General features: G+C 42.4%; 20 protein-coding genes. 13 read left to right on the top strand and 7 right to left on the bottom strand.

Annotation, left to right across the window (positions count from 1 at the left end; translation table 11 throughout):
- The first annotated feature begins 90 nt into the window (after positions 1-90).
- On the top strand, positions 91-2,037 hold the full coding sequence (locus tag QZ576_RS16165) for a putative porin (protein ID WP_297098843.1): 1,947 nt from the start codon (positions 91-93) through the stop codon (positions 2,035-2,037).
- On the opposite strand, the gene QZ576_RS16160 is transcribed toward QZ576_RS16165, so the two are convergent.
- A complete protein-coding gene (locus QZ576_RS16160; RefSeq protein ID WP_297098841.1) occupies positions 2,034-2,645 on the bottom strand; it encodes a CoA pyrophosphatase in 612 nt (203 codons plus the stop codon). The genes QZ576_RS16165 and QZ576_RS16160 overlap by 4 nt on opposite strands.
- Before the next feature lie 170 nt (positions 2,646-2,815).
- Here QZ576_RS16160 and QZ576_RS16155 point away from each other — a divergent pair, with 170 nt between their 5' ends.
- Complete coding sequence (locus tag QZ576_RS16155) at positions 2,816-3,571, top strand: phosphatase PAP2 family protein (RefSeq protein WP_297098839.1); 756 nt, start codon at positions 2,816-2,818, stop codon at positions 3,569-3,571.
- Between the two features lie 442 nt (positions 3,572-4,013).
- Here the strand turns inward: QZ576_RS16155 and QZ576_RS16150 are convergent, their stop codons facing one another.
- The 3 genes from QZ576_RS16150 to QZ576_RS16140 form a co-directional block, all read right to left on the bottom strand.
- Complete coding sequence (locus tag QZ576_RS16150) at positions 4,014-5,024, bottom strand: LLM class flavin-dependent oxidoreductase (RefSeq protein ID WP_297098837.1); 1,011 nt, start codon at positions 5,022-5,024, stop codon at positions 4,014-4,016.
- Between the two features lie 67 nt (positions 5,025-5,091).
- The gene (locus tag QZ576_RS16145; protein ID WP_297098835.1) at positions 5,092-6,345 is read right to left on the bottom strand and encodes an FtsX-like permease family protein; all 1,254 of its coding nucleotides are present in this window, start codon (positions 6,343-6,345) and stop codon (positions 5,092-5,094) included.
- Between the two features lie 74 nt (positions 6,346-6,419).
- Positions 6,420-7,448 (bottom strand): lysylphosphatidylglycerol synthase transmembrane domain-containing protein, encoded by a 1,029-nt coding sequence (locus QZ576_RS16140; protein WP_297098832.1) that lies wholly within the window; start codon positions 7,446-7,448, stop codon positions 6,420-6,422.
- A gap of 189 nt (positions 7,449-7,637) precedes the next feature.
- Here QZ576_RS16140 and rsmA point away from each other — a divergent pair, with 189 nt between their 5' ends.
- Complete coding sequence (gene rsmA / locus QZ576_RS16135) at positions 7,638-8,405, top strand: 16S rRNA (adenine(1518)-N(6)/adenine(1519)-N(6))-dimethyltransferase RsmA (RefSeq protein WP_297098830.1); 768 nt, start codon at positions 7,638-7,640, stop codon at positions 8,403-8,405.
- 4 nt (positions 8,406-8,409) lie between these two features.
- Entirely contained in the window at positions 8,410-9,768 is a 1,359-nt protein-coding gene (gene mgtE, locus QZ576_RS16130; protein WP_297098828.1) for a magnesium transporter, read from the top strand.
- Here the strand turns inward: mgtE and QZ576_RS16125 are convergent.
- Positions 9,765-11,021: an ABC transporter permease gene (locus QZ576_RS16125; RefSeq protein ID WP_297098826.1), complete on the bottom strand. Its 1,257-nt coding sequence runs from the start codon at positions 11,019-11,021 to the stop codon at positions 9,765-9,767. The genes mgtE and QZ576_RS16125 overlap by 4 nt on opposite strands.
- A gap of 286 nt (positions 11,022-11,307) precedes the next feature.
- Here QZ576_RS16125 and purH point away from each other — a divergent pair, with 286 nt between their 5' ends.
- The 7 genes from purH to QZ576_RS16090 all read left to right on the top strand — a co-directional run bounded on the left by purH (position 11,308) and on the right by QZ576_RS16090 (position 20,224).
- Positions 11,308-12,900: a bifunctional phosphoribosylaminoimidazolecarboxamide formyltransferase/IMP cyclohydrolase gene (gene purH, locus QZ576_RS16120; protein WP_297098824.1), complete on the top strand. Its 1,593-nt coding sequence runs from the start codon at positions 11,308-11,310 to the stop codon at positions 12,898-12,900.
- Positions 12,901-12,946: 46 nt separating this feature from the next.
- Positions 12,947-13,969 carry a rod shape-determining protein gene (locus tag QZ576_RS16115; RefSeq protein ID WP_297098822.1) on the top strand — a complete coding sequence of 341 codons (1,023 nt, stop codon included), beginning with the start codon at positions 12,947-12,949 and terminating at the stop codon, positions 13,967-13,969.
- A 19-nt stretch (positions 13,970-13,988) separates the two neighbouring features.
- Positions 13,989-14,837 carry a rod shape-determining protein MreC gene (mreC, locus tag QZ576_RS16110; RefSeq protein ID WP_297098821.1) on the top strand — a complete coding sequence of 283 codons (849 nt, stop codon included), beginning with the start codon at positions 13,989-13,991 and terminating at the stop codon, positions 14,835-14,837.
- Positions 14,838-14,847: 10 nt separating this feature from the next.
- A complete protein-coding gene (gene mreD, locus QZ576_RS16105) occupies positions 14,848-15,321 on the top strand; it encodes a rod shape-determining protein MreD (RefSeq protein ID WP_297098820.1) in 474 nt (157 codons plus the stop codon).
- Positions 15,322-15,420: 99 nt separating this feature from the next.
- Positions 15,421-17,238, top strand: coding sequence for a penicillin-binding protein 2 (gene mrdA / locus QZ576_RS16100; protein WP_297098819.1), 1,818 nt, complete (start codon positions 15,421-15,423; stop codon positions 17,236-17,238).
- Positions 17,238-18,665, top strand: coding sequence for a rod shape-determining protein RodA (gene rodA / locus QZ576_RS16095; RefSeq protein WP_297098818.1), 1,428 nt, complete (start codon positions 17,238-17,240; stop codon positions 18,663-18,665). Before mrdA ends, rodA begins: the two co-directional genes overlap by 1 nt.
- Before the next feature lie 263 nt (positions 18,666-18,928).
- Positions 18,929-20,224 carry a lysine 2,3-aminomutase gene (locus QZ576_RS16090; protein WP_297098817.1) on the top strand — a complete coding sequence of 432 codons (1,296 nt, stop codon included), beginning with the start codon at positions 18,929-18,931 and terminating at the stop codon, positions 20,222-20,224.
- A gap of 15 nt (positions 20,225-20,239) precedes the next feature.
- Here QZ576_RS16090 and QZ576_RS16085 read toward each other — a convergent pair whose 3' ends face one another.
- Positions 20,240-20,854, bottom strand: coding sequence for an ACP phosphodiesterase (locus tag QZ576_RS16085; RefSeq protein WP_297098816.1), 615 nt, complete (start codon positions 20,852-20,854; stop codon positions 20,240-20,242).
- Positions 20,855-21,031: 177 nt separating this feature from the next.
- Between QZ576_RS16085 and QZ576_RS16080 the strand changes: the two genes are divergently transcribed.
- Positions 21,032-21,937, top strand: a complete 906-nt coding sequence (locus QZ576_RS16080; protein ID WP_297098815.1) for a carbohydrate kinase family protein — start codon at positions 21,032-21,034, stop codon at positions 21,935-21,937.
- A 101-nt stretch (positions 21,938-22,038) separates the two neighbouring features.
- Complete coding sequence (locus QZ576_RS16075) at positions 22,039-22,962, top strand: DUF1338 domain-containing protein (RefSeq protein WP_297098814.1); 924 nt, start codon at positions 22,039-22,041, stop codon at positions 22,960-22,962.
- A 459-nt stretch (positions 22,963-23,421) separates the two neighbouring features.
- Here QZ576_RS16075 and ppk2 read toward each other — a convergent pair whose 3' ends face one another.
- On the bottom strand, positions 23,422-24,234 hold the full coding sequence (gene ppk2, locus QZ576_RS16070; RefSeq protein ID WP_297098813.1) for a polyphosphate kinase 2: 813 nt from the start codon (positions 24,232-24,234) through the stop codon (positions 23,422-23,424).
- Positions 24,235-24,260: the final 26 nt, after the last annotated feature.

Raw genomic sequence — 24,260 nt, 5'->3', positions numbered from 1 at the left:
GCTTTTTTATTGTTGTTAATTAAGCTAAAAAGTATTTAACTTATAATGACGCCTTAAATGCTTTTTTTAGATTTGTGTAAAATTTTCTGTATGCTAAAAGCACGGTATTTTTTGCTCACGGTTCTAATTCTTTCGGTACTGCCCATAATGGTTATGGCGCAGCCACGTGGTATCGATACGCAGGGAGAGAAGGAAGAAAAGACAGCTGAGAAAGTGGTTCCATCGAAGGTGAAACTGTGGTACCTGAAAGGTGAAGGTGCATTTAAAGATTCAACAGTTTTAGATACACTGCACGATTACAATCATATCTATCATCCGGTATTTAAAAATGCCATATCGGCAACCTATACGGGTAACTACGGTAACCCCGGAATGACCAACAACTTTTTCCAACGTGGCAATCAAACCAATTATTTTTTCCTTCAGTCGAGGCAGGATTACCTGTTAACGCCGGGGAAAATAAAGTATATAAATACCACTACGCCATATACACGATTTGATTACAGCCAAAGCGAAAACAAATCGAGGAATAACGAAACGCGTTTCGATGTGGTACACTCGCAAAATGTTACACCTTTCTGGAACTGGACATTCCGTACCAATCAGGAGAAATCGGACGGACAATACAGTGCGCAGGATGCCAAAAACAACTTTGTGGCACTAAACACCAGTTATAACCGCGATCAGTGGAATATTTACGGCGGATTTATTTCCAACTCGCTTAAGAACAGTGAGAATGGTGGATTAACAAGCGATACAATACTTTTCTCGGGGCAGGAGGCAGAATACTGGCCGACCAACCTGAGCGAAGCAAGGAGTAAATTCAACAGTATAAATTATTATACCACTGCGGAATACCGAATTGGAAAATACGATTTTGATCCGGTGGACAGTGTTGATGTCTTCCGACCGATACTTGGAATAATGTACAGTTTCGATCACGACAGGTATTCGCAGAAATTTGTAGATGAAGAGGACACGACGAACTTGTTCTTCGAGAATACATACTATGGGAATGATTACACAACCGATGAAATAAAGTACCGAAGAATTAGCAATGTATTCCAGCTAAAGCAGTATGAAAATCCGAACCGCAAATATACGTTTGGTAAAAGAGCTTTTCTGGGTTACGAACTTTATCGCGGAGATACCCCGGGAGTTCAGGTAAATGATTCTACTCACCGTCGTTTTGATATTAAATACTCAAACCTTTATGTGGGCGGAGGAATTTTCCGTGAGATGGGCAGCTTTTGGTTGTGGAACTTTGATGGAAAGGTAAACCTTGCCGGACGGAATGCCGGAGAACTCGAATTAAACGGAATGATAGCCAAACCATTTAAATTCTGGGGCGACTCGACAGCAGCCATGATATTTACCGGTTCGTTCGAGAATAGAGTGCCTGATTATTTCCAGGAAACATTCCGGTCAAATCATTTTCAGTGGGACAACGATTTTGATGCCGAGCAACGTTTAACGCTGGGAGCAAAATTCAGAGTACCCCAACGAAAATTAGAATTGGCCGCCAACTACGCTGCCATAAATAATTTCCTGTATAATAACGAGGAAGCTATTCCGGATCAAACGTCGAACGAAATACTGGTAATGTCGATATATGCCGATAAAGATTTTAACTACCGGCGTTTTCATTTCCGCACGCGTGTGTTGTGGCAAAAAGCTTCGGAAGAGCGTTACCTGCATTTACCCCAGTGGTCGGCGTTTGTAAATACCTATTACCAGTTTACCATTTCGAAAGTAATGTTTACGCAAATTGGTGCCGACGTGCGATACAACACCAAGTTTTACGCAGATGCTTATGCACCGTCGACAGGGTTGTTTTATTTGCAGAGTGAACAGGAATATGGCGATTACCCGTACATCGATCTTTATGCCAACCTGCGTTTAAAACGTACCCGCGTTTTCTTTAAATGGATGAACATTGGTACGAATTTCCTTGATGGAACTTACATGACAACGCCACATTACCCGATGCCTCGGGCAACATTCCGGTTAGGTGTATCGTGGGCGTGGTACGATTAAGCTTTATTGATCAAATCATAAAATTCAGAAAGGATCATTGCGGTAGCACCCCAAATAATTTCGCCATCGTATTTCACGCAAGGCACATTCATTAATCCCGTAACGGTTTTTAAATCGATTGTAGAGTGTGGTGGTTTAAAGGCTTCAATCGGGAAAAGAATGGCCTTCTCCACTTCGTCGGGGCAAAGTTTAAATTCAGGTTTGGTATCCATCCAGCCCACAAATGGCGTAATCTGAAAACGGCTCACCTCAACATAAAACGACGAGAGCGTTCCCAGCAGCCTGATTTTATCTTCGGTAATCCCAATTTCTTCGTGAGTTTCGCGCAGAGCAGTTTCGCAGGCACTTTCGTTAGCCTCAATCCGCCCGCCCGGCAATGCAATTTGCCCGGCATGGTGTTTCATATACGTGGGGCGCTTTATAAGGCAAACTTTTAATCCATCGTCATCAGGAAAAAGCAACAACAGCACACTGCTCGGCTTCACCTTGCTCTGATCTTCGGGAGCAGGTTTTAGCACGCGCCCGGGCGGCAGCATTTTATCATGCGACGGCGAACCCGGAAGGTCTCCTTTTAAGGCGGCTGCTATTTTATCTGGATTGGTGATCATAAGAGGCAAAAATAAAAAATACCTGCACAATAAAGGAACACTTGTGTTTTTATTAGCTATAAACTATTTGACAGCTGAGACGTTAATGAAAACAATTCTTTTTAAAACGCAAAATTCATAAAACTATCAGGAATTAAAACCGCCGGCATAGTTATAAGGTAAATCATCAAATGAAAACTGGATGTATTCTGTTCGCCCTTCTGCTTTTAATTTCTTTTCAATCAATCGCGCGCGAGTTCGAAAACGATTCTGTGCAGGGAAATAATAATCTTGAATTTAAACCATCGGCATTAATTATTCCGGGCGCTTTAATTGGTTATGGCGTGGTGGCTCTTGATAATCCCGGATTGCAAGGATGGAATCAGGAGTTTAAGGAGGAGATAAACGAGCACATCGACGAGAAGTTGACGGTCGACGATTTTTCGCAATACGCACCGGCAGTGGCGGTTTATGCTTTGAATGCGGCAGGAATAAAAGGGAAGCATAATTTCAGAGACCGAACAACGATTTTGCTGACTGCCTACACCATTATGGCTACCACTGTAACTACGCTAAAAAAGACTACCAAAATTACACGACCCGATGAAAGTTCGGCCAATTCGTTTCCATCAGGGCACACTGCTACAGCGTTTATGGGAGCCGAATTTCTGTGGCAAGAATATAAAGATGTGTCGCCGTGGTATGGCATTGCCGGTTATGCGGTGGCTACCGGAACCGGTTTTTTCAGAATGTATAACGACCGCCATTGGTTTACCGATGTGGTTACCGGTGCCGGAATCGGGATTTTGAGTACTAAATGTGCCTATTGGGTAAATCCGTGGCTTACAAAAAAGTTATTTAAGGAGGATCCGAAAGAAGCTACTTCGATGGTGTATCCGTATTACAACGGAGAGCAAATGGGCATTGGTTGTGTGTTTAATTTTTAGTTTTTTACAAAGCGCATTCCCTCTTTGCGGCAGCAGCTACGGTGTACACAGAACTTAAATATTCCCATTTTCAAATGATTCTGCAACATTTTTTCGTTCGGAACAAGCTGACCAATTCTAATCAATTTTAGACGCCGAACGATTTTTTATAGATCTTTTACCCGGCGCTTTGTGTCTTCGTAAACTCAGCCACTCGCACCGGGCTATTGCTTGTCGCCCGCTTCGGGGCTTTAAGCACCAAGGGTGCGTAATCAACAGCCCGGGGGAAGCACCCGTAGGGAGCGCAGCCCCGGGGCTAGAAGAGAAAAATGACAAAGGTGCAAATACTACCGGTTTTGAAATACAACCCTACCTTGCGCCGCATATTAAAAGTCGATTGTAAAGCAGGCCCCCTAAAATATTTGTGTGTACACCGTAGTCGTTTGTAATGAGGGGCATATGCCTAATATTCAAAATCTTTAACCACCTCCGAAAAAATCCGGTACGAATCCATTCGTTTTTGCTGGTCGTAAATGTGCGATGAAACAATGATTTCATCAGCCATGGTATTATCAACAAGCTCTTTTAGCTCTCGCTCAATTTTTTCTTTTCCGCCAATAAGCGAGCAGGCCAGCATCTGGTCGATACGCTCTTTAATAATTCCCCATTTTTCGTAACCCAAATGATGCGTTGGTGGTTGCATCAGTTCGCGACGGCCGGTAATAATTCCCATAAAACTACGTCGCATGGTGCTGGCCAGGTACTCGGCTTCGTCGTCGGTTTCGGCAGCAACCACCTGGCTGCCAACAATCACATACGGCTTGTCGAGTTGGGCCGATGGTTTAAAGTTCTCGCGGTAAATATTCAGTGCAGCAATAAGCATTTGCGGGGCAAAATGGCTGGCAAAAGCATAAGGCAATCCCAGTTCGGCGGCCAGATAAGCACTGTCGGTACTCGATCCCAAAATATAAATGGGCACGTTGGCACCTTCCGATAAAACGGAACGAACTTCGGCCTTACTGTTTTCGGGCGAGAAGTATTGTTGAATTTTACGCACTTCGTTCGGGAAATCCTGTGCAGCGCGCATACGGTCGTAGCGTAATTCGGCAGCAGTAACCGGGTCGGTTCCGGGAGCGCGGCCTAAACCCAGGTCAATACGATTGGGGTAAAGTGCAGCGAGCGTGCCAAACTGCTCGGAAACGATTAGCGGCGAATGGTTAGGCAGCATAATTCCACCTGATCCTACGCGTATGTTTTTTGTTCCTGCGGCAATGTATCCAATTATAATCGATGTGGCGGCGCTGGCCACACTTATGATGTTGTGATGTTCGGCCACCCAGTAGCGACTGTAACCCAGCTGTTCAGTGTGTTGTGCCAGTTCGAGGCTGTTGCGTAAAGCATCAGCGGGAGTCGAGCCTTCGGCAACCGGTGCTAAATCGAGCACCGAAAAGGCCAATTGTTTTCTGTCTGTCATACTTGTTTTCTCCTTTGGCCTCTTATAACAAAGGAAACGTACTTTTGATTAAAGCAGACCGGAAAAGTTAGTCGAAACGGATCACCTTATCAGGCGAAATTTTGGAGATAAACCAGCTTGGAATTATCAGTATCAGCGAGGTGATTACGATGGTTCCGAGGTTAAGCAACAGCAAATGCGAAAGCGAAAAATTCATCGGAACATAATCAACGTAATACGACTCGGGATTAAGCTGAATGATATGAAAAAACTTTTGCAACAACACGATAGCCACGCCAATAATATTTCCCCACAGCAGTCCGCGGCCGGTTAAAAATACCGAGAGGTACACAAATACTTTGCGGATGCTCCAATTGGGACTTCCCATGGCTTTTAGTACACCAATCATACTGGCACGTTCGAGTATCAGCACCAGCAGCCCCGATACCATGTTAAACGCTGCCACAATAACCATCAGTATCAGTATGATCCAAACGTTCATGTCAAGTATCGACAGCCAGTCGAAAATTTGTGGGTAAACACGCGTTATACTTTGTGTGCGCAGGATCTCCGCGTTTTCTTTTCGGTAACTGATAATAATATTGCGTATTTCCTGCTCAATATTGTCGATATCGAAAAAGTCGGTGGCAATTACTTCGAAGCCGGTAATCTGGTCGGGACGCCAGTCGTTAAGCCGCTGAATTTGTTTCAGGTCGCCCACAATAAACAGCTGGTCGAACTCCTCAAAACCGGTGCGGTAAATACCGCTAATCTCCATTTGACGCATTCTTGGAAATTTCTCATCTCCGGTAATAAAATACATAACAATGCGGTCGTTCAGTTTCAGGTGCAGCAGTTTGGCCACTTGTGCCGACAGCAAAACTTCGTTTACGCGTGCACTGTCTGTTATGGTTGGTAATTGGCCTTCAACAAGATGTTTGCTGAAAAATTGCCAGTCGTAATTTTCGTCTACTCCTTTAAAAACGATTCCCTGAATGTACTCGTCGGTTTTAATCATGCCCGGTTTGGTGGCATAAGGTTGTAAACGTTTAACGCCGGGCAGTGCTTTTACCTCGTCAAGAAATGGTTGATCTTCGGAAATAGGACTGGTTTCGTACGAGTTGTTCGAGTCGTAATTAATAATCTGAATGTGCGAACCAAAGCCGATAACTTTGTTGCGTATCTCTTTTTTAAAACCGGTAACTACGGCCACGGCAACAATCATTACTGTTAACCCCAGCGCAATTCCCGCTAACGCAATTCGAATAATGCGTTGCGACAACAGCTTTTTGTTTGCTTTATCGAAAAAAAGCCTGCGCGATATAAAGAGTTCGGTGTTCAAAATTGTCGACGTTTAAGGTGCCAAAATACAAATAATACCGATAGCGTTGGGTCCAGGCCGTTTAAATCCGGTGGCTAGTTTGCACTCACAGTTTCCGGAACCAGTTCTTCATCGGTAACATCGCTTCGGCGATTAATAAACGGAAGCACCATTACAGATATTATACCGATGAAAATAATCATTGCCGTCATTGAAGTGTGGGCTACAAAAGCGAAGATAATTCCGTTTTCGTTGGCCACGCCATACAACGACAAGGCTTCTTTGGCCATAAAATGCCATGCTCCGATACCGCCCTGCACCGGTGCTACCATTCCGAAACTTGCCAGTACAAAAGTTGTCAGTCCGGCAATCGGGTTCAGGCCGTTGGTAAAATCAAAGGCGAAGAATACCACGTAAAGCATCAGGTAATACATGCCCCAGATAAATGCCGAGTGGAAAAAGAACCAGCCTTTTTTCTTGATGTTTCGAATGGAAATAAAACCTTCTTTAAAATTGCGAATGATCTCCAGAATTTTTTTGAAAAAGGCGGTATGTTTAAATGCGTTTCTGAAAACGAAGATCAAAATAGCCAGCACAACAACTCCGATAATAAGGTATGGCGATGTTATAGCTGCATATAGTTTTTCGGTTATCCCGGGATTGGCTTTCATAAAGTGAAGCATCTCTCCAAACTGCGAAAGAATAACAATGGCCAGCAAAATCAGTAACGAAATGAGGTCGATCAATCGCTCGGCAACTACAGTTCCTACTAATTTGGTAAACGATATTTTTTCGTAACGCGACAACACACCGCAACGCGATACTTCGCCCATTCGCGGAAAAGCCATGTTCATTAAATAGCCAACCATAACGGCTAAAAAAGTATTGATAAAGCGTGGTTTATGCCCGATCGGTTCAATCATTAAACCCCAGCGAAGTGTGCGGCTGATGTGGCTCAGCAAACCAAGGAACAGCGAAAGTACCACCCACCAGTAGTTGACATCATTCTTTAAAACGGTCTTAATCCGTTCAATATCCTGATCTTTATAAATAAGCCAAAAAATGAATGCCCCAAGGGCGAAGAAGCCAATAAACTGTAGGATCTTAACGACTGTTTTTTTCAAAATCAAGGTTTTTTTAAAGCTTTCTTTTCCGCGCCACCTGTTATTTCCCTTAAATTTTACTACTTTCACGACGCGAAAAATACCGTTAGGTATCGAGCAATTCTTTGATGGCAAAAATATAAATTTGTTTTATTAATCGAACGAAAAAGAGATATTAAGTAAAATTGACAATGGACGAGGCGGAGTGTAATGAGCTATGTACGACCCAAAAAAAATCTTGGTCAGCATTTTTTAACCGATCAAAATATTGCGCGGAAAATTGTTGACAGCCTGGGTGCCGATGTACCGGATGTACTGGAAATCGGCCCTGGAATGGGAGTCCTCACTCAATACCTTTTACAACGTCCCGAGCTTAATGTCCATGTTGTTGAGATCGATACCGAATCAGTAGAATACCTTCAACAAAATTTTCCAACACTACAACATATTTGGGGAGAAGATTTTCTGAAAGCTGATATTGCAGCACGTTTTTCCGGTAATTTCAGTCTTATCGGTAATTTCCCTTACAATATTTCATCGCAAATATTTTTTCGCGTGTTGGAATACCGCAACCGCATTCCCGAAACTGTAGGAATGATACAAAAAGAGGTTGCCGAGCGTATTGCTGCGCCTCACGGATCGAAAACATACGGAATTCTGAGCGTATTACTGCAGGCTTTTTTCGATATCGAGTACCTGTTTACCGTGTCGGAAGGTGTGTTCAACCCGCCGCCAAAAGTAAAATCGGCAGTGATTCGGCTAAAACGCAACCAGGTAAAAGAATTGCCGTGCAGCGAGGAGCTGTTTGTAAAAGTGGTGAAGGCAGCTTTTAACCTTCGCCGAAAAATGCTACGTAACTCTTTAAAGGACATTTGTTCCGCATTACCTGAAGAGTATGCTATGAAACGTCCGGAACAACTTTCGGTCGGTGCGTTTATTGATCTAACTTGTAAAATCGAAGAAATCGAAAAACAGTAAAATCATGAGTTTTGAAGCAACCAGAGAATACATTGAGCAGTTAAGAGAGCTGATTGAGGAGGGGAAAAAGAAGGAAGTTGCTGCTTTAATGGAGGATCTTCACCCGGCGGATATTGCCGAGGTTATGGACGATCTGAACACCGAGGAAGCAAAATTCATTTATTTATTGCTTGATGGCGAAAAAGCTTCGGATGTACTGATTGAGATTGATGAAGACGACCGCCGCCGCTTTTTAAAGGTTATTCCGCCTGAAATGATCGCCACCCGGTTCATCGAATACATGGACTCGGATGATGCTGCCGATGTTGTTGCCGACCTGGATGAAGATGTTCAGAAAGAAGTACTGAACGAGATTGAAGACATTGAGCAGGCCGGTGATATTATTGACCTGCTGGATTACGAAGAAGATTCGGCCGGTGGTATAATGGCGAAAGAGCTGGTATCGGTAAACGAAAACTGGAATGTAGCAACCTGCCTGAAAGAAATAAGTCGCCAGGCAGAAGAGGTGGATGAGATCTTCTACATTTATGTGACCGACGATGATGATAAACTAAAGGGAGTATTATCATTAAAAAAGCTGATATTAAACCATACCAACACCAAAGTATCGAAAATATACGACCCTGAAATACAAAAAGTGTATACCAACACCCGACAGGAAGAGGTGGCCGAGCAAATGGATAAATATGACCTGGTAGCCATGCCTGTTGTGGATGAAATTGGCCGTTTGCAAGGACGGATCACCTTTGATGATGTGATTGACTTTGTGCGCGACGAAGCCGAAAAAGATTACCAGATGGTATCGGGTATTACCGGCGATGTAGATCCCGGCGACAAGGTGTGGCATATATTTCGTGCCCGTTTTCCGTGGTTGCTGATTGGATTATTGGGAGGTATTTTAAGTGCGGTGGTTTTAGGCTCGCACGAAGAGTCGTTGACAAAAGTAACTCAACTGGCATTTTTTATTCCGCTTATTGCGGCGATGGCCGGAAATGTTGGAGTTCAGTCGTCGTCGATTGTGGTACAAAGTATTGCAAGTGGTGTGAAAGATATTGAAACACCGGCACGAAAATTAGTAAAAGAAGTATCGATAGCTGTGTTAACGGCAAGTATTTTTGCGGTGCTTATTTTCTGTTATAATTTCTTTGTTTCAGGAAACATGAACCTAACTTACTCGGTTTCCATTTCCTTATTTATTGTAATAATTTTTGCCTCCTTATTTGGCACCGTTATTCCTTTAATTCTTCATCGTTTTAAAATCGACCCTGCTTTGGCAACCGGGCCGTTTATTACTACCATGAACGATATTCTGGGAATGATGATCTACCTGACTATCTCGGGAATATTTTTCAATCTGGTTTAAACCGAATTTATAGCAATTACCGGATCGAGTTTGGCTGCAGCACGTGCCGGCATAAATCCGGCAATAAAACCGATAACGGAAGAAATCATCAATCCGTTAATAATATTTGCTGTGGTTAAAACGATCGTGAAATCAGTGGACTGGTTTACAATGATTGTTCCCGCATAAATCAAAATTAATCCGACAACTCCGCCAATTACCGAAAGTACGATCGCCTCGAAAATAAACTGCAACAAGATGAAATAACGTTTGGCTCCCAGCGATTTCTGGATACCGATAATCTTGGTACGTTCTTTCACCGAAACAAACATAATATTGGCAATTCCAAAACCACCAACCAAAATCGAGAATCCTCCAATTATTGCTCCGGCCAAATTAAACACAACAAAAAACTGATCGAACTGATTGGCAACAATACTCACTTTATTCAATGCAAAATCGTTCTCTTCCATTGGTTTCAAACGGCGGATAGTGCGCATAATGCCTTCCAGTTCGGCCATAAATTTATCGCTGTCGACATTGTCTTTCGCCTTAATACAAATGGTTTGCCCACGGTCGCGGTTTCGTACATCAATCATATAGTACGATTTTACTATACCAACATGAATGTAACGGTCCATGCTATTTCCTCCAATCATACTTTGTCCCATTTTTGTATAAACACCAATAATGTTGAATTTCTGGCCCTGAATTTTTATCGTGCGGCCGATGGGATCGAGGCCGTCGAACAACTGGTTAGCAATTTCGTGCCCAATAACGGCAATCGGTGCTCCCGATCGTATTTCCGATTCCGTAAAATAACGTCCGTGGGCAATTTCAAGGTTCCACACATCCAGTAATCCTATAGAGGATGCCATAACTATGGCATTATCAAGCGTCGTACTTCCGTACTGTACTTTTCTGCTAAATCCGAATAAGAAAGCGGCGTTGTCAACGGTCTGGGCGCGCCTTACTATTTCTTCCGTTTCTTCTATTGTTGGTACCGGGCGACTTTGGTATTTCCAAAAAGGATATTCGGTTTCCCCTTCGGGAGGAGTCCAGGGCATTTTTTGTACATAAACCATGTTGTTACCCATCGCGTTTAATGTGTCGCGGATATTACTCTCCAATGAATCTATAACCGTAAAAACGGAAATAATGGCGAAAATTCCGATGGTAACTCCCAGCAACGAAAGTATGGTGCGCAGCTTATTTGCCACAAGCGAATTTGCCGCAAACGAAAAAGACTCGTATATCAATCGAAGCAGTAGCATTATCAGTTTTTAAATTAAAGTAAAAATAGTACTTGTTTTCTATTTAGCTTGCCGGTCGAGCTTATATCTCTCAAAAAATGGTTTAATCACTTCTTGTTTTACCCAAAAACAGAAAGTGAGTTCTCTAGTAAAACCAATCTGTTGTATTAGTGCACGATCGCGAAAAATATTACAATGAATTTAGAAATAGTTCGGTATGCAAATAATATTTTAATTAGCACTTTGTTTATAATAGTAAATTATCTGTTTTTTTTATCTTTGCAAGCGAATTTGAAAAATCCAATAAATGGCTGATAATAAAAAAATTAAGACTGCTCTGGTTTCAGTCTTTCACAAAGAAAATTTAGATAAGATTGTTACGAAACTAAACGACTTGGGTGTTAATATATTAAGTACCGGTGGTACAAAAAGTTTTATCGAGTCGTTGGGCGTTGAGGTTACTGCAGTTGAAAGTTTAACCGGTTACCCGTCGATTTTGGGTGGACGTGTAAAAACTCTGCATCCAAAAGTGTTCGGTGGGATTTTATCGCGTCGCGACAACCAGGGCGACGTAAGCCAGTTAACTGAATACGAAATCCCGGAGATCGACCTTGTTATTGTTGATCTGTATCCGTTTGAAGATACTGTGGCTTCGGGAGCCGAAGAACAAGATATTATTGAAAAAATTGATATAGGCGGAATTTCATTGATTCGTGCCGCTGCCAAAAACTTTAAAGATGTGGTAATCGTTCCTTCGCAAAACGAATATCAGCCACTGCTTGAAAAACTGGAAGCTAACGATGGCGAGTTCAGTTTAGCAGACCGTAAATGGTTTGCCGGAAAAGCATTTGGCGTTTCATCGCATTACGATGCTGCAATTTTCAGCTATTTCAATGAAGGTGGCGATGCCGGGACACAACGCATTAGCCTGAACGATGGCGATGTTTTACGTTACGGAGAGAATCCACACCAGGCAGCAACATTCTTTAAATTCGATAACGTTGCCGAAGGTGCAGGCCTTGCCAATGCTCAGGTATTGCAGGGAAAAGCATTATCGTACAACAATATGCTGGATGCCGATGCAGCCTGGAAATCAGCCAGCGATGCCTATCATTCGGTAACTCACATTGAAAATAAAGTAGCCGTTTCGGTTATTAAACACTTGAACCCTTGTGGTTTGGCAGTAACCGACAACATTATGGAATCGTTGGAACTGGCCTGGGCAGGTGACCCGATCAGTGCATTTGGTGGCATTATTTGTTTTACCGATACAGTTACCAAAGAAGCAGCTGAGTGGTTCAGCAAGAAATTCATTGAAATTATTATCGCTCCTGAATATACCGACGAAGCATTGGAGGTTTTAGCTAAAAAGAAAAACCTTCGTGTTTTGGTAACACCGGTTCGCCCAATGGTGGCAGGAGAAAAATTATACCGTTCGATTAGTGGCGGAATGTTGGTTCAGGATGAAGATGAAGGTTTGGATACTGAATTTAAAACAGTAACCAAAAAAGAATTCGAAGCTTCAAAAATGAACCTGGCCAAATTCGGATCAATCGCTTGTAAACACCTGAAAAGTAATGCTATTGCTGTAGTAACAGAAACTGAAAAAGGTGCTTTCTGGTTAACGGGTGCAGGAATGGGACAGCCAAACCGTTTAGATAGTTTGCGTTACCTTACCATGCCACGTTTCGATCTGAAAGGTGGTTTGGATATCGAAAAATCAGTATTGATTTCTGATGCTTTCTTCCCGTTTCGCGACAGCATTGAGGCAGCCAACGAATACGGTGTAAAATACATCATCGAGCCGGGTGGTAGCATCCGCGATGAAGAAGTGATTGAAGCTTGTAACGAATTTGGCATTGCCATGGCATTTACAGGCCGCAGACATTTCAGACATTAATAAATAAAATTATCTTTATAGCACTAGATACATAGCAAATTAATTTATGGGTTTATTTTCATTTTTGACGCAGGAGATAGCAATTGACCTTGGAACGGCCAATACCATTATCATCCATAATGATAAAATTGTAGTGGACGAACCTTCGATTGTAGCCATCGATATGAAAACCGAAAAGATGGTTGCCATTGGGGAAAAGGCCAGGCAAATGCAAGGGAAGACGCACGCAAGCTTAAAGACAATCAGGCCGTTACGCGACGGTGTGATTGCCGACTTTAATGCTGCGGAGCAGATGATTAGGGGGATGATTAAAATGATTAACCCGAAGTCGAGGATGTTTTCTCCGGCTTTAAAAATGGTAATTTGTATTCCTTCAGGAAGTACCGAAGTTGAAATTCGTGCGGTACGCGACTCGTCGGAACATGCCGGCGGACGCGAGGTTTACATGGTTTACGAACCACTGGCCGCAGCAATTGGTATCGGTTTAGATGTGGAAGCTCCTGAAGGAAACATGGTAGTGGATATAGGTGGTGGTACTACCGAGATTGCGGTAATCTCTCTCGGTGGTATCGTTACCAACAAATCAATCCGTATTGCCGGCGACGATCTTACTGCCGACATTATGGAATATATGCGTCATCAACACAATATTAAAATTGGTGAACGCACAGCAGAGGAAATTAAAATTCATGTTGGTTCGGCCTTGTCGCAACTAAAAGAACCACCACCGGATTATGTCGTTCAGGGACCAAACCAAATGACCGCGCTGCCAATCGAGGTGCCGGTTTCGTACCAGGAAATTGCACATTGCCTGGAGAAATCAATCTCGAAAATTGAAACTGCGGTGTTGAGTGCTTTGGAGCAAACACCTCCCGAATTGTATGCCGATATTGTGGTGAAAGGAATTTGGCTGGCAGGCGGTGGCGCTTTGTTAAAAGGCCTCGACAAACGACTGACCGACAAAATTGGTATTCCGTTCCACATTGCCGAAGATCCGTTACGCGCGGTGGTAAGAGGTACCGGTATTGCTCTGAAAAATGTAGAAAACTTCTCGTTCCTTATCCGATAATAGAAAGTTAAAAATATAAATGCGCAGTCTCCTTCGATTCCTGGTAAGAAATTATGCGTTTCTACTGTTTCTTCTATTAGAAGCGGTTTCGTTGGTGTTGGTATTTAACTACAATAGTTTTCAGCGCTCACGTTTTCTGAATTCGGCCAATTTTATTTCGGCCAGCTTTTACAATACCACAAGTTCGGTGTTTCAGTATTTCGAACTGGCCCGCGTAAACGAAGAGCTGGCAAACGAAAATGCCTACCTCCGTTCGATGTTGGATGGTGGTACACTGGAAGAAATATCAAATCACGATTCGATAATAATTACGCACGAACTGCCCGATTCAAATTTTGTGTTCAGGGCAGCGCGCATTATTAATAATTCGGCCAATAAACAGCAAAATTACATTACACTCGATAAAGGACTCGACGACGGAATAAAAGCCGACCAGGGAATTTTGTCGCCCGAGGGAGTGGTTGGTGTGGTTACCAGCGTCTCCAATTCGTACGCTTCGGGTTTGTCGTTGCTTAATCCGCGATGGAGCATTTCGGCCAAGTTAAAGAATTCGGGGTATTACGGTTCGTTGCGCTGGGATGGTAGCAATTACCGTCAGGCCGACTTACAGGAAATTCCAATTCACGTAAATCTGGCAACAGGCGATACGGTGGTAACAAGTGGTTATTCATCTATTTTTCCCGAAGAATTGCTGATTGGTACCATTTTATCGTTCGATCAACCGCAAGGCGAAAATTACTACAATATAAAAGTGAAACTGGCTGTCGATTTTAAATCGATACGTTATGTACACGTTATCGAAAATGTGAAAAAAGAGGAATTAAAAACGCTGGAGAACAACGTAATAAATGGGGCGGGAACTAATTAAATATGCAATAATGTTTGTAGTGCTTGTGCTTACACAAGTGCTGTTTTTAAACCAGGTGCAGATCAGTGGGTTTGTTAATCCATACATCTACATTTTGTTTATTATGCTGCTTCCCGTAAATGCGCCGCGGTATGTACTTCTATTGGGCGGATTTTTCATCGGCCTCAGTATCGATATATTTTCCAATACATTGGGTGTTCATGCGTTTGCGTCGGTGTTTATTGCTTTTCTGCGTCCGTTAATTATCAGGGCAATTACCAACCGCGAAGAGGACATGGCCGATTACCCCGGATTGGCGCAAAATGGTTTGGGCTGGTTTCTGTATTACACAGCAATAATGGTGTTCCTGCATCATGTGGCACTTTTCTTTATCGAAGTGTTTACGTTTGCCGATATTTTAGGAACCTTATATCGTATCGTTTTAAGTTCGTTGTTTTCAATTTTTGTTATAGTTTTAAGCCAGCTTATTGTATTTCGCGATTAACAGAAGTTGAAAAGAAGGGTACTTAAATTTGAACGTTTTAGAAAAGAATAGCAGCTTTTAGTTGCTGATAGTCAGAACAAATAACAGGCTAGATATTACATGAACAATTTGTCGAAACGAAGTTATATTGTTGCAGCTGTTTTTGCTGTGGTAGGATTGATTTATGCCATCGATTTGTTTCGGCTTCAAGTGTTGGATTCCGATTACAAACAATACGCTACCAATAACGTTTTGCGCGAAGTTGTGCAGTATCCCGCACGCGGATTGGTTTACGACCGTGATGGCGAGTTGCTGGTATACAATAAAACCGCCTACGACCTGATGATCACGCCGCGCGAAGTGGAACAATTTGATACGCTTCTGCTTTGTAATTTGCTCGATATTACCCGTCCTGATTTGGAAGAAGGAATTGCCAAAGCCAAGAAATATTCGAGGTACAAACCATCGGTGTTGATCAAACAGATATCGCCCGAGAATTTTGCCTTGTTACAGGAGCAGCTTTATAAATTTAAAGGATTTCACTCGCAAACCAGGACACTGCGCGAATATACACACCCTGTTGCAGCTCACGTTTTAGGGTATGTTGGCGAGGTGAATGCCAACGACATCAAACGAGATACCTACTATAAATCGGGCGACTACATTGGGCAAAGCGGGGTAGAAAGAACTTACGAAAAGCAGCTTCGCGGAGTTAAAGGCGTAAAAAAATACATGGTTGATGTGCACAACCGAATTCAAGGATCGTACCTGAACGGCGGGGAAGATAAACCGGCCGAAATTGGCAAAAACCTGGTGTCGACAATTGATATTGATTTGCAGCTTTACGCCGAAGAACTTTTTCAGAATAAAAAAGGTGCTGTTGTTGCCATCGAACCAAAAACCGGCGAAATACTGGCAATGCTGAGTGCCCCGACTTACGATCCGGGTTTGCTGGTGGGCCGGGTTCGTGGAAAAAACTTTAGCCACCTGCAAAACGATACTTTAATGCCCTTGTTCGATCGGTCGTTACAAGCACGTTATCCACCTGGATCAACATTCAAACCATTCAACATTTTAATTGGCTTGCAGGAGGGCGCAATCAATACCTCAACGCATATTGTTTGTAACGGCCCCTTATCGAGTCCAATCAAGTGTACGCACAATCACGTCACGCCCACGAGTGTAATCGATGCAGTGCGCGAGTCGTGTAACCCGTTTTTGTGGAATACGTTCCGAAATACGATTAATAAATACCCAACAACTGCTGAAGGATTTCATGTGTGGAGTGAGTATGTAAAACGTTTTGGGCTGGGACAAAAAGTAAGTGCCGAGTTCTATAATGAAAATTCCGGATTGCGGCCAACCGTTGAGTATTATAACCGGGTACATAAAGGAGATTGGTGGCGGGCTTTAACAGTGCGTTCGCTGGCAATCGGGCAGGGAGAAATGGGAACAACTCCGTTGCAAATGGCCAACCTGGCTGCTATTCTGGCCAATAGAGGGTACTATTATCAACCCCACATTATTAAGGAAGTTGAGAATGATACCGTACGAAGTAGTTTTTCTGTAAAACACGAAACCGGAATTGAAGATCAGTATTTTGATCCTGTTTATGAAGGAATGCGACAAGTAACGATTGCGCGTTTGAATCGTTCGGTACCCGGAATCAGCTATTGCGGAAAAACCGGAACCATTGAAAATAATCAGGGAATCGACCACGGAGCGTACATGGCTTTTGCACCTGAAGATGATCCGAAAATTGCGCTTTGTGTTTATGTAGAGCATAGTAAGTGGGGGGCAAGTTATGCCGCGCCCATTGCCAGTTTGCTGATTGAAAAATACCTGAACGATAGCATTGCCGATAACCGACTTCGGTACGAGAAACAAATGATGGAGGCTGTTTTAACAGATCCGCACAACCCTGAATTAGCAAATTAATGCCAAGAAGAAATAACATATTAGCAAATATTGATTGGTTAACCGTTGGCCTGTATATACTGATGCTGTTTTTAGGCTGGTTTAATATTTATGCAGCTTTGTACAGCGACGAACACCAGAGTATTTTCGATATCACGCAGCAATATGGAAAACAACTGATGTGGATCGGAGCCGCTTCGGTTTTGGCGCTGGTAATCATGTTGCTCGAAGTCAATTTCTATGTGTTTTTCTCCTACATAATTTATGGCGTATTAATGCTGTTGCTTTTGCTGGTCCCGTTTATTGGGAAGGAGATAAACGGTGCACGATCCTGGTTTCAGCTGGGGCCGGTTACTTTTCAGCCGTCGGAGTTTGCCAAGTTTGCCACTGCACTGGCACTGGCGCGGTACATGAGTACGCACGGATTTAAACTTCAAACAACAAAATCGTTACTCACCATTGCGGCAATAATATTTGCACCGGTGGTTTTAATTTTGTTGCAAAACGATACCGGTTCGGCATTGGTTTACTTTTCGTTTGTGCTGGTGTTGTACCGCGAAGGATTATCAGGAGTGGTACTTTTCTTTGGAACTTTGGTGGCAATTCTGTTTGTTTTGGCCTTGGTTTTGACGAACCTCACGTTGGCCTTAATAATGGTTGGAGTTGCTTTATTAATGTTCCTTGTCTTTAATCCAAAGCTCAAACAGTTTTTTAATGTTGCCATTATTTATGGCTTGTCCATCGGCTTTTTTATTCTTCTGAATTTTGTAATCAACACCTCATACGAACTGGCGCAATTTATATTGGCCGGAGCAGTAGTAGGCTCAATAATTGTTTTGTACCAAAGTGTTCGGAATAAATTCTCGAATTATACTAAAATCGCAATTGTATTTATTGGTTCGATTCTGTTTACCATCTCGGTTGATTACGGTTTCGAGAACTTTTTAGAACCTCACCACCAGGTGCGAATAAACGAGTTGTTGGGAATTGAGTCGAATCCGCAGGGTGCCGGCTACCACGTAAATCAAAGTAAAATTGCAATTGGTTCGGGTGGTATGTGGGGAAAAGGTTATTTGGAAGGCACACAAACCAAGTTCGATTTTGTACCAGAACAGAGTACCGACTTTATATTTTGTACCGTTGGCGAAGAGTGGGGATTTGCAGGAACCCTGACCATAATTTTGCTTTTTATGACTTTGTTTATTCGGCTAATCTGGCTTGCAGAACGGCAACGATCTACGTTCTCGCGTATCTATGGTTACTCGGTGGCAGTCATCCTCTTTTTTCACTTTATGGTAAACATTGGAATGACCATTGGTATGATGCCGGTTATTGGTATACCACTTCCGTTCTTTAGTTACGGCGGATCGTCGTTGTGGTCGTTTACAATCTTGCTTTTTATATTTATCCGGTTGGATGCCAGTCGTTTAGAAAAGCTTTCCGACTAGTTTTTAGGCACTTCTTAAGATTCTTTAAAACATTTTTTTACTACCCCCATTTTTATACCTTTGTGGGGCTTTTAAAAAATCGGAAGAATTTCTACGCAGAAATTCATCAAATAAAGGGAAAAACAGACAGTAAAAATTAACATAGTTCTTTAATATCCTATGGGAGGAAGAACCGCAGATTTATTCGAGTAGCGAATACTTAGACTTGTGCGTTCACTTTTGCAGATCGACTTGCATGCGATCCCATTAAAAATTTTAATGAGATGATTTATAGACCTTATTCTCTTCATAACTTTAGGCAAATTCCGCAGATGGAGTTTCTTTCGGAAGAACAGAAACTGGAAATTGAGGTGGTTGGAACGGTTTTGCCTTTTAAAACTGATAATTATGTAGTTGATGAGTTGATCGACTGGAATAATTTTGAACGCGATCCATTTTTTATTCTAAATTTTCCGCAACGAGAGATGCTTGACAAAGCCAGTTTTGATAAAATGGCTTCGTTAATTAAAAGTAACGCTCCCCGAAAAACCATTCAAGAAGAAGTTAATAAAATCAGGTTAAAGCTTAATCCAAACCCTGCCGGACAAGAAAGTAACGTGCCGGTTTTTAACGGGAAAAAGCTTAGCGGCATTCAGCATAAATACCGCGAAACCATGTTGTTTTTCCCTACCCAGGGACAAACCTGCCACGCATATTGCACATTTTGTTTTCGTTGGCCGCAGTTTGCGCTAAACGACTTTAAATTTGCCATGAAAGAGGCAGACACATTGGTAGAGTACATAAAAGCCAACCCGCACATTAGCGATGTACTGTTTACCGGCGGCGATCCGGCAGTAATGAAAACCAAATTTTTCGAAGCGTACTTTAACGCTTTGCTTGATGCCGATATTCCACACCTTCGTAATATCCGAATCGGAACAAAATCGCTGGCTTACTGGCCTTACCGTTACACAACCGATGAAGATGCGGATGATTTATTGCGTTTGTTCGAGAAAGTGAAAAAACGCGGAATCAACATTGCGCTGATGGCTCACTTTAATCACCCGGGAGAATTGAAAACAGAGGCCGTTCAGAAGGCTGTAAAACGACTGATTGGTGCCGGAGTACAGATTCGTTCGCAATCGCCTTTACTGCATCATATAAACGACCATACCGACATTTGGGCTGAAAACTGGAGAGAACAGGTGAAACTGGGAATTATTCCGTATTACATGTTTATTGCCCGCGATACCGGTGCGCAGGATTATTTCGCAGTAACGCTCGACCGTGCCTGGAAAATTTTCAGAAGTGCATATAACCAGGTTAGTGGCGTTTGCCGAACCGTTAAAGGGCCAAGTATGTCGTGTAACCCTGGTAAAGTGCAAATTGTTGGTGTTAGCGAAATTGCCGGCGAAAAAGTATTTGTGCTGAACTTTTTGCAGGGCCGTGATCCGAATTGGGTAGGTCGACCGTTTTTTGCCAAATACGATAAAGATGCCATTTGGTTGGATGATCTAAAACCGGCTCTTGGCGAGTCGAATTTCTTCTACGAACAAGCATTTCTTGAATTACTTGCTTAAAAGATATTTTATTATTCAAAGTCCGGTCATAAGATCGGGCTTTTTTATTTCTATGCCGTGAATATCTGTAACAAAGTCTACAAGATCAGAGAAAAAGGCCGCAAAATTTGTTTCCAATTCCGTATAGTTTTCCAAAAGTATCCGTTCAACTTCCTCCGATTTTGAGGGCAAACTGGAATGTTTACCCATAATTTTTAACGACTGGATAATTCCATCAACCGAAGCATACGAAACCAAACGTTTGTGCTGAATTAGGAAAGGCAAAAATCCCTGAACCCGCAACGGGAGCGTACTAAAGTGGCTGAGTAAAATAGCGTGAACCCGTTTAGCAAAAACCGGCAGGCGAAGTGTGGAATACTGGTTCCAGTTTTTCGCCAGAAAATGATCGTAAACAAAATCAATCACAATTCCGGAATACAATCCAAACTCGGGCCGGAACATCAACCGGGCTTCCCGCTGCAGCGGATGCGAATCGGTAAACGAATCAATTTGCCGATGAAGCAAAATACCTTTGGCTACTTCGTCGTCGTACTGCAAGTATTTATTGCCTTTTATGTAATCGCCGATGAAATTGCCAACCAGCATTTTTTCCGATTCGCCCGAAAGATGGAGATGTGCTAAATAGTTCATAGTATTGAAACAAACGCTTTAGAGTAAAATTTGTTTTTTGGCCTCATTTTTTTTGTTGCTAAAAACAGTTCATTATCAATTGATTAATATGTTTTTGTTTTTAATTTGTAAAAGAGACACATACAGACTTTTGTTAGCTTTTTATTAATTTTTACATTTGCATCCGAAAGTAAAATTATGGCTAAGAAAATAGTTGCATTTGGCGAGGTTGTTTGGGACATTTTACCTAATGGTAAAGTGTTGGGAGGCACGCCTTCGAATTTCGTTTTTCGGTGTAACTCATTGGGCGAAAAAGGCTATTTACTTTCGCGCGTTGGCGACGACGAGCTGGGAACTGAAGCCATTGAAACGCTTATAAAACTTGGTATTTCTGATAAAAACGTTCAGCTCGATCCTGTTTTTAAAACAGGAACAGTTGAGGTGAGTTTTAACGAAAACGATGAGGCGGTTTATAAAGTGGCTCACGATGTTGCTTTCGATCATATCGAGTTTTCGGCCGAAGCATTAAAATTGGTTCGCAAAGCCGATTGTTTGGTGTTTGGCTTGTTGCCACAACGTTTCGGGATCTCGAAAAATACCTTGCGCGAGCTCATTAAAGAATCGCCCGATTCACTGCATTTTTTCGATCTTAAATTGTTCGAGCACTTTTTTAGCGTAAAAGTGGTAAAACGTTTGTTGAACGCTGCCAATGTTGTGCGTATTAAAGAGAAGGAAATCGAATTTCTGGCCGAAAAACTGGAGATCGAATACACAAACGTTGAAGATTTCGCAGAAACTTTATCAAAAGAATTCAAACTCGATATTGTAATTATTACACGTGGTAGTGTTGGTGTTTTAGCGCTTCATGCCACCGACGGTTTATTTTTTGAACCGGGTTATGATTTGAAGGCGATTGACAATGTTGGATCGGGAATGGCATTTGCCGCCGGATTTTTACATTATTACCTCAATGGAAAACCGGTTGACGAAGCGCTGAAATTCGGAAATGCCGTTGGCGCATTAAATACTACAAAAATGGGCGCAACCAGTTCGTTCACAAAAGACGACGTGCTCGAATTCATGAAAAGCACCGCCCAGCATTAGTCTGTGCTATAGTTTTTTTAGCAATTATCCTATATTCTTAAACATCTGTTTTTTAGTAACAAAAGCCCTGTTTTTTATGTTTAAAATAAAAAAGCTACAGGATGAAAGTTACAGCAAAAGAAATTACCAAAGCATTACTCACCCAGCTGTGGGTTTTGTATCTCGATCGGGTTTCATATGCTCGGGAATACCAGCGTTTGGTTAACGAAAAGGGAGGTAGCGTAGTCAACGATCACATCGCCTTTCGAACATTTAACACGCACACCGGAGAACAGCCGGAGGGGATTAGAGCAATAAATCATATCATTTCCTGCCTCGAATACGTCCCGGTTGAAAAATATAATTTCAAGAAGAAAAAACTTAATGCCGTTCATTTTGAGCATCCCGATCCCATGTTTCCTAAACTATTTGTGAGCCAGCTAGAGGTAGAGGAATTACCTGAGTGGGCGCAACAAATAATAAAGAATACTGTAAAAGATACGCCTTACTTATTATCTGACGAGAGTATCAGTTTACTGGCAACTTTAAAAGAGAAAGGTGAATTGCCAAGGGTAGCAGGAGAGATGTTGGTAACGGATTTAGCTAAATACTTCAGAAGACCTTGGAATGTTCCAAATAAAGAGGATGTTTTGAAGTTAAATGATGTATCGCAATATGCAGCCTGGGTGCTTTTGCATGGTAATGCGGTGAATCATTTTACAGCTTTTGTAAACTATCAGAACGTTAGCGAGTGGCCCGATCTGGAATCTACCTGCAAAGGAATGGCTGATGCAGGGATACCCATGAAAGAGGCACTTGAAGGAGAAAAGGGAAGTAAGTTACAGCAATCGGCTACGTTGGCTGTAAAAGAAGAAGTAGAGGTTAAGGGCGAAGATGGTATAGAAAAAATGCCCTGGACCTATGCCTACTACGAATTAGCCGAAAGAGGTTTAGTGATTGAAAATGGGGAGGAGAAATTATTCTCAGGATTCCTTGGAGAGCAGGCGAGGCACCTGTTCGACATGACCAGAACAAGGGATAACTAGAATAATGGAGAAGAAAATGGAAAGGGAAGCAGTTAGCTTCCCTTTTTTCTTAAATTCCCGATCTTTTTAAGTGTATTGCCCTTTGAGTTTCGTCCGGGAGAACCATCTGGCTTCGATCTGAACTCTTCGCCAGACGATTTCTCTGTGGTCATTTCATCCCGGCGCTACGCACCGGGTTATTCACATTCGACGCTTCCAGCGTCATAAAGATTCTCATAACGATAACTCAAGGAATTAGTTTTCTCCTATAATTCGTTTCAATATCCCGAAGGGATAAAATATGAATAACCTTGGGTGAAACCCGGGGTTGGTGTGCGGTAATTTAAAGGCGCAATCAGTAAGCTATTCATAGCGCAATTGTTGTGTGCGCCTTGTAATCTGGCCATTTTCATGAAATGGTGTTAACAGGCCTCGCTTTCATCTCTGTTGGTGATAATTGGGAATCATGAATGTTTTATGCTAATAAACTTCCGGTACATAAGTCATTTCATCCAGTGGCGGGCGGATATAACCTTTTCTATCCTGTCGCTCAGGAAGCACAATTTCCGGTTGTTCCAGTTCCTTGTATGGTATTGACGATAATAAGTGATGAATACAATTTAGCCGGGCGCGTTTTTTATCGTCGGCATCAACCATTAACCACGGACTTATTTTGGTGTCGGTATAGGCAAACATTTCATCTTTGGCTTTCGAATATTCTTCAAATTTCTCCATCGATTTAATGTCCATCGGACTCAGTTTCCAGCGTTTTGTCGGCTCATTCAATCGTGCCCGGAAACGTTTTTCCTGTTCATCCTGGCTTACTGAAAACCAGTATTTAATCAGAATAATTCCCGACCGAATAAGCATGCGTTCGAAATTCGGGCATGCGCGAAGAAACTCCCAGTATTCTTCGTTGGTACAAAATCCCATCACTTTTTCAACACCGGCCCGGTTGTACCAGCTTCGGTCGAACAAAACCATTTCGCCGGCGGCAGGAAGATGCGGTGCGTAACGCTGAAAATACCATTGTGTTTTTTCGCGTTCGGTTGGAGTGCCCAGCGCTACAACCCGGCAAATACGCGGATTTAGTGTTTGAATGATACGTTTTATGGTTCCTCCTTTTCCGGCAGCGTCGCGCCCTTCAAAAATCACCACAACTTTAAGTCCTTTAAACTTAATCCACTCCTGCAGACGCACCAATTCAATTTGCAATCTGTTGAGTTCGTTTTCGTAGAATTTTTTGGAGAGCTTTTTCCCCTTCTTAGTCTGTTTTTCGTCCTTATTTTCCATAGAGCCCGGATTAATCGTTCATTTAA

Source organism: uncultured Draconibacterium sp. (assembly GCF_913060805.1).
Taxonomy (GTDB): Bacteria; Bacteroidota; Bacteroidia; order Bacteroidales; family Prolixibacteraceae; genus Draconibacterium.
This window is presented reverse-complemented; position numbering and strand designations above follow the sequence as displayed.

What these genes read in the sequence shown, in the direction of transcription:
- QZ576_RS16165 (WP_297098843.1), top strand. Translation starts at nt 91, where the DNA reads ATGCTAAAAGCACGGTATTTTTTGCTCACGGTTCTAATTCTTTCGGTA.
- QZ576_RS16160 (WP_297098841.1), bottom strand. Translation starts at nt 2,645, where the DNA reads ATGATCACCAATCCAGATAAAATAGCAGCCGCCTTAAAAGGAGACCTT.
- QZ576_RS16155 (WP_297098839.1), top strand. Translation starts at nt 2,816, where the DNA reads ATGAAAACTGGATGTATTCTGTTCGCCCTTCTGCTTTTAATTTCTTTT.
- QZ576_RS16150 (WP_297098837.1), bottom strand. Translation starts at nt 5,024, where the DNA reads ATGACAGACAGAAAACAATTGGCCTTTTCGGTGCTCGATTTAGCACCG.
- rsmA (WP_297098830.1), top strand. Translation starts at nt 7,638, where the DNA reads ATGAGCTATGTACGACCCAAAAAAAATCTTGGTCAGCATTTTTTAACC.
- mgtE (WP_297098828.1), top strand. Translation starts at nt 8,410, where the DNA reads ATGAGTTTTGAAGCAACCAGAGAATACATTGAGCAGTTAAGAGAGCTG.
- QZ576_RS16125 (WP_297098826.1), bottom strand. Translation starts at nt 11,021, where the DNA reads ATGCTACTGCTTCGATTGATATACGAGTCTTTTTCGTTTGCGGCAAAT.
- purH (WP_297098824.1), top strand. Translation starts at nt 11,308, where the DNA reads ATGGCTGATAATAAAAAAATTAAGACTGCTCTGGTTTCAGTCTTTCAC.
- QZ576_RS16115 (WP_297098822.1), top strand. Translation starts at nt 12,947, where the DNA reads ATGGGTTTATTTTCATTTTTGACGCAGGAGATAGCAATTGACCTTGGA.
- mreC (WP_297098821.1), top strand. Translation starts at nt 13,989, where the DNA reads ATGCGCAGTCTCCTTCGATTCCTGGTAAGAAATTATGCGTTTCTACTG.
- mreD (WP_297098820.1), top strand. Translation starts at nt 14,848, where the DNA reads ATGTTTGTAGTGCTTGTGCTTACACAAGTGCTGTTTTTAAACCAGGTG.
- mrdA (WP_297098819.1), top strand. Translation starts at nt 15,421, where the DNA reads ATGAACAATTTGTCGAAACGAAGTTATATTGTTGCAGCTGTTTTTGCT.
- rodA (WP_297098818.1), top strand. Translation starts at nt 17,238, where the DNA reads ATGCCAAGAAGAAATAACATATTAGCAAATATTGATTGGTTAACCGTT.
- QZ576_RS16090 (WP_297098817.1), top strand. Translation starts at nt 18,929, where the DNA reads ATGATTTATAGACCTTATTCTCTTCATAACTTTAGGCAAATTCCGCAG.
- QZ576_RS16085 (WP_297098816.1), bottom strand. Translation starts at nt 20,854, where the DNA reads ATGAACTATTTAGCACATCTCCATCTTTCGGGCGAATCGGAAAAAATG.
- QZ576_RS16080 (WP_297098815.1), top strand. Translation starts at nt 21,032, where the DNA reads ATGGCTAAGAAAATAGTTGCATTTGGCGAGGTTGTTTGGGACATTTTA.
- QZ576_RS16075 (WP_297098814.1), top strand. Translation starts at nt 22,039, where the DNA reads ATGAAAGTTACAGCAAAAGAAATTACCAAAGCATTACTCACCCAGCTG.
- ppk2 (WP_297098813.1), bottom strand. Translation starts at nt 24,234, where the DNA reads ATGGAAAATAAGGACGAAAAACAGACTAAGAAGGGGAAAAAGCTCTCC.